Source organism: Luteitalea sp. (assembly GCF_044337415.1).
GTDB lineage: Bacteria > Acidobacteriota > Vicinamibacteria > Vicinamibacterales > Vicinamibacteraceae > Luteitalea.
On the sequence record NZ_JBIINP010000148.1, the window covers coordinates 1 to 10,330 of the forward strand.

Genomic DNA, 10,330 nt, shown 5'->3' on the forward strand with positions numbered 1-10,330 from the left:
GGCTTCACGGTGGCGCGCCGACTGCGCGATGCCCGGCCGGGCATCGCCGTCGCCTACATGTCGGGCTACACCGAACGCCTCGACGTGCACGGCGATCAGGACTCGCTGTTGCTCGGCAAGCCCTTCCTGCCCGAGGCGCTCTTCGCCCACGTGCGACGCGCCCTCGACCAGGGCGCGCGCACCCGCTGAACTGGCCACCGCGGCGCGGTCGGCGGCATCGGTGGTCGCTGCGCCCTACTGCAACTGCCGTCGCGTTCGGCTCCGCGGGCCTTCCGTGCGCCTTCCCTCATGGAGGCCTCCTGGCGGGGCGTCAGGCCCCGCATCGGCGAGGAGGACGGCCGCTGGGCGACGGTTTCCCGCACGGGGAAAAGCCGCGACCCTGTCCGTCCTTGTGATGAACCTCGAGGGGGATGCACCGCTGCACGCGTCGTTTACGCGTACAGGGGCAGGCGGCCTCACGGCGCGGAACATCTTCGCGCCGGTGGCTCGGGCCGCATCCGCGAGGTGGATGCCCATGTCGACGATCACGCCCGCGACTTCCATCGCCACGGCAGTCACTTGTGCCGCGCCCGGCCGCTCGCCCATACTGCAGGGACTACCCAAGGTGCGCACAGGGCGTCGGGGACACGACGACTCACGGCCCGGTGTCGCTGACCAGTGCATGACGCCAGAGACGGCGCAGGAACAGCGGTTTCGCGAGGCGTTGCCGATCATCGACGCCGTGACGCGCGCGTTGGGGCGTCGCTATCGCCTGTCACGCGACGAGGAGGAGGAGTTCGCGGCCACCGTGCGCCTGCGGCTGATCGACGACGACTACGCGGTGCTGCGCCGGTTCGAGGAGCGCAGCCGCCTGTCGACGTTCCTGCGCACCGTCATCACGCGGCAGTTCCTCGACGACCGCGTGCGGGCATGGGGGCGCTGGCGACCGTCGGCCGAGGCGGTGCGCCTGGGCCCGACGGCCGTGGCGCTCGAGCGCCTGGTCGAGCAGCAGCGCCTGTCGTTCGAGGAAGCGATCGAGACGCTGCGGGCGCGGGACGCGTCGCTGGACGTCGAAACCCTGCGCGACCTCGCCGCCAGGCTGCCGGGCCGCGTCACGGGGCGGCGGCTCGTGGAGATCGAGGCCATCGCCGACATGCCCGCGTCCGACCCGGCGCCCGACGAACTCCTCGAGGCCCGCGAGGCGGCGGCCACCGCTGCGGCGACCTCGAGTGCCTTGAAGTTGGTACTGGCCGGGCTCCCACCCCGCGAGCGGTTGCTGCTGCGCCTCCGGTTCGAGCAGGGGACGACGGTGGCCAACATCGCGCGCGTGCTGGGTGAAGAGCAGAAGCCGCTGTACCGACAACTGGAGCGCCTGCTGGGCGAGCTACGGCGCGAACTCGAACGCCTCGGTGTGTCGGCCGCGCATGTGCGGACGCTGACGCACCTGCCTCACACCGAGTCCGGCGAGCCGGGCGGAAATCCGATACCAGTGGCTGTCTCTCAACACGAGCACGCCGGAAGGGGGCCGGTGGCGGGATGACGATACCTGCGAGCCAGCACGACCCCCTGGGACCAACGCCTCAGTGCCCCGACGACGAGACGGTGGCGGCCTACCTCGACCACCGGCTGTCCGACGCGGAGATCGGCCAGCTCGAGGCGCACATGGCCGATTGCGACCGATGCGTGGCGCATCTGGCGATCCTCGCGGAGGTGTCGGACGACATCGTCGAGGCCCAGGGTGCGCGGGAGGAGGGCCGAGCCGATAAGGTGGTGTCGTTTCCGCCTCCTGCAACTCCTGTCGCGCCGTCCCCGGTACCAGTCCGACTGAGGCGTTGGCTGGCTCCCGTGGCAGCCGTGCTCGTCGTGGGCGTCAGTGCCGCCCTGACCTGGCAGCTGGTGCGTGACGCCGGGCCGGGCATTCCCGAACTGCAGGAGGCTGCGCGTGTGGCCGCGGCCGAGTCCGCCGCCGACTCGTCCCGCTCCACGTTCGGGCGGCTCTCCGGGTTCCCGTACGGCGCTCCGCCCGCCGTGCGTCGCTCCGGGACGCGGACGACGAGCGGCGAGGCGGCGTTGCCGGTGATGGAGGCCGCCAGGCAGGTCGAGGCGGCACGCGCCGGCCGCGACGACGTCGCGAGCCTGCATGCGTATGGCGTGGCGCTGCTGCTGGCGGGCGACGTCGATGCCGCGGTGGATCGGCTGTCGCGCGCGGCCGTGGCCGCGCCCGGCGACGCGCGGGTCCTCAACGACGCCGCCACCGCCCACCTGCAGAAGGCGCAACTCACGTCGGACGCGCCGGCCCTGGCCGAGGCCCGTCGCCTGGCCGACGCCGCCGTCCAGCGGGAACCGGCGCTGGCCGAGGGCTGGTTCAACCTGGCGCAGGTGGCGGTGCTGTCGGGCGACGAGGCCCTGAGGCAGCGTGCCATCGAGCGCCTGGGCGCGCTCCGCGACACCACCGAGTGGCGTCGCGAGCTCGAGGCCCCCTGACGCCATATGCGGCGGTCCCCGCTAACGTCCATGCGCCACGCCGTGCGACGCACCCTTACGGATGGATATGCGGATGCCGCGAAGTGCCTGGCCATTCCGCGGACGAGTCCACCGTGAAGGAGGTGTCTCGCGTCGACGGCACGCGGTCGAGCGCGGCCAGTCCGCGCCGCGCCCACGCACTCACGCCGGATCCGTGCGCGGCGCCCTCGTGAGCGCGTGCGTGGTGAGCACCATCGCGCACGCGCCGAACACCATCGCGTGAATCGTGCGCGTGGTCCATGCGGCCCAGGGCCACGGGAAGTCGAAGAAGGCGAAGTTCAGCCCGAAGTAGAGCCACGTGCACGCGATGAGTGCCGCGCGTACCGGGCGGCCCTCCTGCGTGCGCGTCGCGTCCGCGCGCACGAGCCACCACGCGACCACGCCGGCCACCAGGAGCGGCAGCACGGCGTACGCGATCCAGCCGACCACCGCACCCACGGCGTGCTGTTCGTACACGAGGCGGCGCACCGTCTTGCCCGCGATCGGCAGCAGCGTGACCGGCAGCGCGATCACCGCCGGCGACCAGCGCCCCTCCGCCGCCAGCGCCAGCGGGAGCACCCCCATCAGTAGCGCGACGTCGGCGTAGCGACCGAGCACCGGCACGTCGGTGAACTCCGCGATCAGCAGCAGCACCACGTGCGCGGTCAGTCCCGCCCATTCGGGTCCTGGCGACAGCCACGGCCCGCGCCCTTGCTCCGTTGCCGTTGGCCATGCAGCCGGTGACGCGATGGTGTTTTGCGACCGCCACGCCCCCAGCGCGATGCACAGGCCCATCACGGCCCCGAACGTCGTCTCCATCGCGTTCCACCAGTTGATGTACGGGTCGTACACGACCCACGCGCCGGACCTGAACACCTCCGGGTGCCACGCGTGGAACGCCTGCAGGCACTGCCCTAGCGGGAAGCCGATGGCGCCGCCGAGCACGCCCCACGCGAGCAGCGGTGGGGCCAGGCGGTCGCCGCGCCAGCGCGTGTAGGCGCCGAGCGTCGCCAGCGCGAGCAGCAGGCCGCCCCAGACTTCGCGGCGTGGCTTCAGGTCGACGACGTCGGGTCGCCAGTACCAGCTCGCGGAGAAGTAGAAGCGGGGGAGTACCCGATCGGCGGGCGCGTAGGGCTCGTTGAATACCCACACACCGACCACGGCGATGGCGACGAGCGCGAGCATGAGCAGCGCGAGTTCGCGAGCGCGATAGCGCGTCGTCCCGAGCCCCATGCCGAGGCACGCGCCGAAGAAGCCGATCCACAGCGCGCCCTTGATGCCGAGGCCGAGCAGGCCCCAGCGCAGCGCCGCGACGTTGCCCACCAGCGCCGCATCCTGCGTGAGGCCGATGGTCTGGCCGTAGGTCATGGCGCCGCCGAAGCCGACGCCGATCGCGCCGAACGCCACGGCCCGCATCGCCCAGGCCACCGGCGCGCGCGGCCGCAGCGTGCCCACGATCACGAGCGACACCAGCAGGCCCGCGATCATGGCGCCCGTCTCGTGCCCGTACTGGCCGCGGATGCCCCAGCCCATCGCGCCCGCGGCGGCGCTTGCCAGCAGGAGTCGCGTCATCTCGTGTGTCCCGGCAGTCGGACGCGTGCGTGCGCGAGGGGCCGCCCTTGCGTGAGCGGCGCCGCGATCTGGCGGTGCGGGCCCCGCGCGTCATTCCCAACTCCGACTGACACGGTTCCGACCTGAATTCCCGGTGCGAACCGATGTGAGGGTAGGGCCGGTTGTCCCAACCCGGCCCGTCCCTCCATCAGCGCAGGCCGCTGAGGAACTCGACCAGGTCACGGACCTCGCGCGGCTTCAGCACGAGGCCCAGCGGCGGCATGGCCGACACGGGGTCAGTGCGCTCGGCGATGTCGGCCTTGCGCAGGCGGCGGGTCTCTGCGGGCGAGCCCACGAGGACGACCACCTCCGCATCGGTCTCTTCCTTCAGGGTGCCGTCGACGCGCGTGCCGTCCTTCAGCGTCAGGCCGACGGTGCCGAACCCCGGGGCGATCCGCGCGTTCGGCTCGGCGAGCGCCTCGAACAACTGCTCGCGCGTGAGCGCCGTGCCGATGCGCGTGAGGTCGGGGCCCACGTCCGCGCCGCGGCCGCGCAGCGCGTGGCAGCGCGTGCACTCGGCCAGCGGGTTGTTGTTGAACACCTGCTGGCCCTTGCGCGCGTCGCCGCCGGTGATCGAGGCGGCGCGGAAGGCCTTGATCAACGCGTCGGCCTGCTGCTTGCGCTGGTAGGACTCGAGCCGCTTCTGCAGCGGGGCGCTCCCATCCGCCTGCACGGCATCGACCAGGTCGATCTGCAGGCCAACCGGGAAGCGCCCGCCGTCGAGGTCGTCGAGGTACGAGGCCAGCAGCGCGCGCGAGTCTGGCGACTTGAGCGTGCCGAGCACCTCGAGCGCGCCCTGCTGCTCGGCGGTGCCGCCGGTCTTCTGCACGGTGCCGAGATGCTGCACCTTGGCGGCCGCCGAGATCGGGAGGCCGGGAAGCAGGGCCAGCGCGGCGCGGCGCACGGTCGGGTCCTTGTCGGCCAGGGCCGTCTGCATCAGGGCGCTCATGTCGCCGGCCTTCATCGCCTGGAGTCCGCGGAGCGCCGCCGTGCGCACGAGCACGGACGGGTCGTTCGAAAGCTGGGTCTGCAGCACGGGCGCGGCGCCGACGGCGCCGATGCGGCCGGCCGACTCGGCGAGTGCCACCGTGACGTCGACGTCGACCTTCGACTGTGCCTGCGACTCCTGCACGAGGCGCTCGACGGCCGCCCGGGCTGCAGCAGCATCACGCGGCGGCGCGGCGGGGGCCGCCGCCCGCGGCGTGCCCTGGCGCCGTGCGGGCGCCTGCGTGGAGGCGAGCACCGCGCGGGGTCCCGAGGCTGGCGGGGCAGCGTCCGCCCTGCGCGACGCGGCAACGGTCACCTGGGCGTGGTAGTAGCCGTCCACGCGATCCATGGGCGACGGATCGCTCCACACGCCGAGCGCCGCAATCGCCTCGACGCGCAGCTCCGTGGCGACGTCCGGCCGCTTCGCGAACGCCTCGAGGCGAGCCACGGCCTCGGCCGTGCCGAGTCGCACGTTGGCGTTGATGGCGCGACGGACCAGCGGCTCGTTGGTGATCGGCGCCACCGGCAGCAGCGCGGCCAGTGCCGGCACCCCGCCCGCGATCCCGTCATCGTCGTTGATCGCCCGCGCGGCGTCGGTGACCACGGCGGCGTCGGCGTCCTGCAGGAAGCGCGCGACGCCCGCATGGTGCAGGCGACGCAGGGCGATGACGGCCGCGAGCCGGACCCCGCGCGAGGCATGGGTCGAGAGGGCCTCGAGCGCGGCGGCGTCGCCGATGGCGGCCAGGGCGCCGGCGCCCGTGTGCTGCAGCCACTGGTCCTTGCCGTCGTTGGCGGCGAGCATCGCGACGATGGGGGCGACCGCCGGGCGATGGCCGAGGCGGCCGAGGGCCTCGGCGGCGAAGAAACGGGCTCGTGGTTCGGTGTCGGCCAGCAGTGCGGTCACGCTCTCCGCCGCGGCGGCATGGCGGACGTCGCCGACCAGGCGAGCGGCCTGGGCGCGGATCTCGCCGTCGGCGTCCTTCAGGAACGGCACGAGCTCGGCGGCGTGTGCGGGTACGCGTCGCGACAGCTGCGCGACGCCCCAGAGGCCGTGCAGGCGGGCGTGGAGGCTGCCGCGATCGCGGGCGGCCGCCAGCAGGGTCTGCACGTCGCCGCGACGCACGAGGTCGAACTGCGCCTTCTGCCGCATGCGCATGTCGGCGTGCGCGAGCAGCGGCGCCACTGCGGTCACGGGGCGCGCCGCGAAGTCGGCGCGGAGCAGCTCCTGCACCTCCTTGCGCACGGGGCTGCCGGCCGTCGCCGGCGTGTCGACGCGCCACAGGCGGCCGTTGTTCTTCGAGTCCCAGCCCGTGATCCAGTCGGTGAGGTACAGCGCGCCGTCGGGGCCGAACTTCATGCCGACCACGAGCACGCCGCGCGTGAGGAGCGTCTCCTTGTCCTTGCGGAAGCCGGCGCCGTCGTTGGCCAGGGTGAAGCCGTAGACGCGGGCCCCCGGCGCGGCCCCGGGGAAGCTCGAGACGAAGAAGTGGTTCTTCCAGGCGTCCGACAGCGCGGTGCCCGGGTTGTAGGCCATGCCTGACGGTCCCGCGTACCAGTTCTCGATGGGCGGCAGGATGTGCGTGGCCTGGCCGTCGTGGCGCGGCTTGAACAGGCCTTCGCGCATCCACACGTTGTAGCGGTTGTTGCGCGGGTCGGTGTATTTGCCGTACTGCCAGTTCGAGCGCCAGCCGCTGTCGGATCCGAAGGGCAGGTAGACGAGCCGTTCCTTCTCGCCCGCGTGGTCGCCATCGTTGTCGACGCTGATCAGGTTGCCGCGGTCGTCGAAGGAGAACTCCTGGAGGTTGCGGATGCCGGTGGCGAAGATCTCGAAGTTCGATCCGTCGAGTTCCGATCGCACCACGGCGCCCTGGTTGGGCAGGCTCCACGTGCGGCCGCTGCGGTCCGTGTGGTGCAGGCCGATGTCGCCCACCTCCCAATACAGCCGGCCGTCGGGCCCGATCGTGACACCCGAGACGCCGTGCCCGCCGAAGGCCGGGTGCGTGTTGAAGCCCTCCGCGATCGGGGTCCGCTGCTCGAGCACGCCGTCGCCGTTGCCGTCGCGCAGGCGATAGACGCCCGGCGGCACGCCGGCGATCAGGCTCCCCTCGTGCGACAGGACGCCGCCGAGGATGTCGAAGGCGGGATCGTCGTTGAAGCCCTCGAAGATCAGCCGCGACTCGTCCGCGCGGCCGTCGCCGTCGGTGTCGCGGAGGCGGTAGATCCGTTCCTTCATCTCCGCGAGGTCGCGGATGTCGCGCGAGCCGTCCTTGTTGAGGTCGGTGATCCAGCCGTTCTTCTCGCTGTTGGCCGGCGCCATGGTCTTGCGGTAGAAGGCGCGCAGGTCGTTCACGCTCCGCAGCGTGTGCACCGTGGCCATCCAGTCCTGGTGGCCCCGGATGTCCAGCGGCATGTTGTTGCGCGTGGTGCTCGTCACGTACAGCGTGCCGTCCGGGTCGATGTCGATCGCGACCGGGTCGACGAGCAGCGCCTCGGGGGCCCACAGGCTGAGCTCGACGCCCTCGGCCACCTCCGCAGACAGCTTCGAGCGGGCCTCGGTGGCCATCCGGGCGGCCTCGGCCGGCGGCAGTTTCACCACATCGCCCGGGGTGGCCGGGGGGCGCACCGGGGACGGGGCTTGCGCGCCGCGCAACATCACACTCGAGGCCAGCGACAAGCCGGCCAGAATCAGGAAGGAGGGCCTGCGACGATTCATCGGAACTTCCAGATCTATCACGACCGGCCGGGCCCTGACCTGCCCAGCGGTCGCGGCCGGATGGATCCCGCCGCCCTCGGTCGGTCTACCATAGCCCCGGACCCCTCGATCAGGAGTACGGATGCGACAGCTGTTTCTCGGCCTCGTGGCGATCGTCGCCCTGGGCGTTGGCGTGGTGGCGCAAGGCCCTGCGCGCGTGAAGGTCATGCTGCTCGATGGCGAGAGCGGCGGGCCGTACCACAAGTGGCAGCTCACGACGCCCCTCATGAAGAAGGCGCTGGAGGAGACCGGGCGCTTCGAGGTCACCGTCGTCACGGCGCCGGCGGTGACCGGCGTGCTCACCGACTGGGTGCCCGACTTCAAGGCGTACGGCGCCGTCGTGCTGAACTACGACGCGCCGGACGAGCGCTGGCCGGCGCCGCTGCGCGCCGCCTTCGAGCAATACGTGTCGGGCGGCGGCGGGGCCGTGTTCGTGCACGCGGCCGACAACGCGTTCCCGACCTGGAAGGCGTGGAACGACATGATCGGCGTCGGCGGCTGGCGCGGGCGCACCGCCGCATCCGGTCCGTACTGGTACTACAAGGACGACAAGCTCGTCAGCGATCCGTCGGAGGGCCCCGGCGCGTCGCACGGCCGGCGGACGCCGTATGCGATCCGCACCCGTGCGGCCGACCATCCGATCACCAAGGGGCTCCCGCCCGTGTGGATGCACCAGGGCGACGAGCTCTACGCCCACCTGCGCGGACCCGGCACCAACATGACGATCCTCGCGACCGCCTATGCCGATCCGGGCAACAACGGCACGTCGCGCGACGAGCCGATCCTGATGGTGAGCCGCTTCGGCAAGGGACGCGCCTTCCACACCGTGCTCGGCCACGACGTGGTCGCCATGAGCTGCGTGGGCTTCGTGGTGACGTTGCAGCGGGCCACCGAGTGGGTGGCCACCGGCGCGGTCACGCAGAAGGTGCCGGCCTCGTTCCCGACGGCCTCGGTCGTCAGCTATCGGGCCGACCTCAACGCCATCGACCCCAACTTCGCGCGCGGCCTCAACGGGCTCGATGCGAAGTAGCGCGCCCCGGCGCTGGCTGCCGGCGGCACCCTCACTCGCCGTCGCGCCTCGACGGTAGTACTGTAGAAGGACGACGGTCTGGCCGCTGGGGCTGGACCGCTCCCCTCAGCCCCCGCGCCGCCCTACGCGGCGCACTGCCATGACCGACGGCTCCGCCCCGCTCGTCCCCCCCGAGCACATGCCCGTGCAGCGGGACACCGGCCCGGGGCCCGACGGCGCCCCGCGCGCCACGGTCGATCCCGACGCCCTCCACGCCCGCAAGAAGCGCGACAAGCTGCGGGCCGCCTGGATCTCGTTCATCGGCCGCATCCTGGCGCAACTCATCGGGGCCGCCGCCACGATCCTGCTGGGCCTGTACGTCGTCCGCACCTATGGCGTGGGGAAGGTCGTCGAGCCCGGTCCCGTGCCGCAGGGCGCGACCGACGTCGCCCGGCCGCCGACGCCGCACGACCATCGGTCGATCGCCGTGTTGCCGCTCGTCTCGTTTGCCCCCGGCCAGGCCGACGAAGCCCTCTGCGCGGGGCTCACCGAGGCCGTCATCGCCCAGTTGGCGCAGGACCGCACGCTGCGCGTCGTGTCGCGGACCTCCTCCATGGCGTACCGGCAGTCGAACAAGCGGCTGCCGGCGATCGCCGCCGAACTCGGGGTCGACCTGGTGCTCGAGGGGTCGGTCACCCGCGTGGGCGATCGCGTGCGCGTCACGACGCAGCTGGTCGACGCGTCCACGGACACGCACCTCTGGGCCGCCACGTACGACCGCTCGTCGGCTGATCTCCTGGCACTCGAGGCGGAACTGTCCAGGGTCATCGCCGAGGCCGTCCGGGCCGCCGTGGCGGAGGCGCCCCGATGACGCCGGAGTTTGACGACGGCCGAGGTGGACGTATGCTGGCAGGGTCACCCGCGCGTTTCCGTATGTCCGCCGACCGATCCCGCCGCCCGGTGGTCCGCCACGCCTCGTCGAGGCCGTCGATGTGGGCGTGTGTCCTCGTGCTGGGCCTGGCGCTGACCATCTCGTGCGACAAGGGGTCGTCCCCGTCCAACCCCGTCGCGCCTTCGCCGCCGACACTCCCTGGTGGTGGCGGTACGCCTTCCGAGGCCTTCTTCATCGGCGCCGGCGACATCGGGTACTGCGATGCGCAGGGCGCCACGCCGGGCGCCACGGCGACGGCCGCGCTGATCGAGAAGATGGGCGGGATCGTCTTCACCGCCGGCGACAACGCGTATCCGCACGGCCGAACCGCCGACTTCGCGCGGTGCTACGAGGCGTCGTGGGGGCGCTTCAAGTCGCGCACCTGGGCCACCCCCGGCAATCACGACTACGAGACCCCGGGTGGCTCGGGGCACTACGACTATTTCGGCGAACGCGCGGGGCCGTACGGCCTCGGGTACTTCTCGTACAACGTCGGCCCGTGGCACGTGGTGTCGCTCAACAGCGAGATCTCGATGACGGCGGCGTCGCCGCAGGCGGC

At 72.3% G+C, this 10,330-nt stretch carries 7 protein-coding genes and 1 pseudogene; 6 read left to right on the plus strand and 2 right to left on the minus strand.

All coding sequences use genetic code 11. The features are described from left to right. The 3 genes and pseudogenes from ACIRDX_RS16870 to ACIRDX_RS16880 form a co-directional block, all read left to right on the plus strand. A pseudogene (locus ACIRDX_RS16870) lies at positions 1-189 on the plus strand (hybrid sensor histidine kinase/response regulator); the annotation flags it as partial. Between the two features lie 472 nt (positions 190-661). Further along, entirely contained in the window at positions 662-1,519 is an 858-nt protein-coding gene (locus ACIRDX_RS16875; RefSeq protein ID WP_396626606.1) for a sigma-70 family RNA polymerase sigma factor, read from the plus strand. After that, complete coding sequence (locus ACIRDX_RS16880) at positions 1,516-2,463, plus strand: zf-HC2 domain-containing protein (RefSeq protein ID WP_396626607.1); 948 nt, start codon at positions 1,516-1,518, stop codon at positions 2,461-2,463. Before ACIRDX_RS16875 ends, ACIRDX_RS16880 begins: the two co-directional genes overlap by 4 nt. A gap of 180 nt (positions 2,464-2,643) precedes the next feature. Here ACIRDX_RS16880 and ACIRDX_RS16885 read toward each other — a convergent pair whose 3' ends face one another. Together ACIRDX_RS16885 and ACIRDX_RS16890 are read right to left on the minus strand one after the other, a co-directional pair. Beyond that, complete coding sequence (locus tag ACIRDX_RS16885; RefSeq protein WP_396626608.1) at positions 2,644-4,053, minus strand: hypothetical protein; 1,410 nt, start codon at positions 4,051-4,053, stop codon at positions 2,644-2,646. A 187-nt stretch (positions 4,054-4,240) separates the two neighbouring features. Beyond that, the gene (locus ACIRDX_RS16890; protein ID WP_396626609.1) at positions 4,241-7,792 is read right to left on the minus strand and encodes a HEAT repeat domain-containing protein; all 3,552 of its coding nucleotides are present in this window, start codon (positions 7,790-7,792) and stop codon (positions 4,241-4,243) included. A 121-nt stretch (positions 7,793-7,913) separates the two neighbouring features. On the opposite strand from ACIRDX_RS16890, the gene ACIRDX_RS16895 reads away from it, so the two are divergent. From ACIRDX_RS16895 to ACIRDX_RS16905, 3 genes are all read left to right on the plus strand, one after another. Then, positions 7,914-8,861, plus strand: a complete 948-nt coding sequence (locus ACIRDX_RS16895; protein WP_396626610.1) for a ThuA domain-containing protein — start codon at positions 7,914-7,916, stop codon at positions 8,859-8,861. A 139-nt stretch (positions 8,862-9,000) separates the two neighbouring features. Beyond that, a complete protein-coding gene (locus ACIRDX_RS16900; protein WP_396626611.1) occupies positions 9,001-9,711 on the plus strand; it encodes a hypothetical protein in 711 nt (236 codons plus the stop codon). Between the two features lie 62 nt (positions 9,712-9,773). Further along, a partial coding sequence (locus ACIRDX_RS16905) for a metallophosphoesterase family protein (RefSeq protein ID WP_396626612.1) occupies positions 9,774-10,330 on the plus strand: 557 nt, incomplete at its 3' end.

Bases quoted from the DNA above. Each gene is read 5' to 3' on its own strand.
- ACIRDX_RS16900 (WP_396626611.1), top strand. From the start codon at position 9,001: ATGACCGACGGCTCCGCCCCGCTCGTCCCCCCCGAGCACATGCCCGTG.
- ACIRDX_RS16875 (WP_396626606.1), top strand. From the start codon at position 662: ATGACGCCAGAGACGGCGCAGGAACAGCGGTTTCGCGAGGCGTTGCCG.
- ACIRDX_RS16885 (WP_396626608.1), bottom strand. From the start codon at position 4,053: ATGACGCGACTCCTGCTGGCAAGCGCCGCCGCGGGCGCGATGGGCTGG.
- ACIRDX_RS16890 (WP_396626609.1), bottom strand. From the start codon at position 7,792: ATGAATCGTCGCAGGCCCTCCTTCCTGATTCTGGCCGGCTTGTCGCTG.
- ACIRDX_RS16895 (WP_396626610.1), top strand. From the start codon at position 7,914: ATGCGACAGCTGTTTCTCGGCCTCGTGGCGATCGTCGCCCTGGGCGTT.
- ACIRDX_RS16880 (WP_396626607.1), top strand. From the start codon at position 1,516: ATGACGATACCTGCGAGCCAGCACGACCCCCTGGGACCAACGCCTCAG.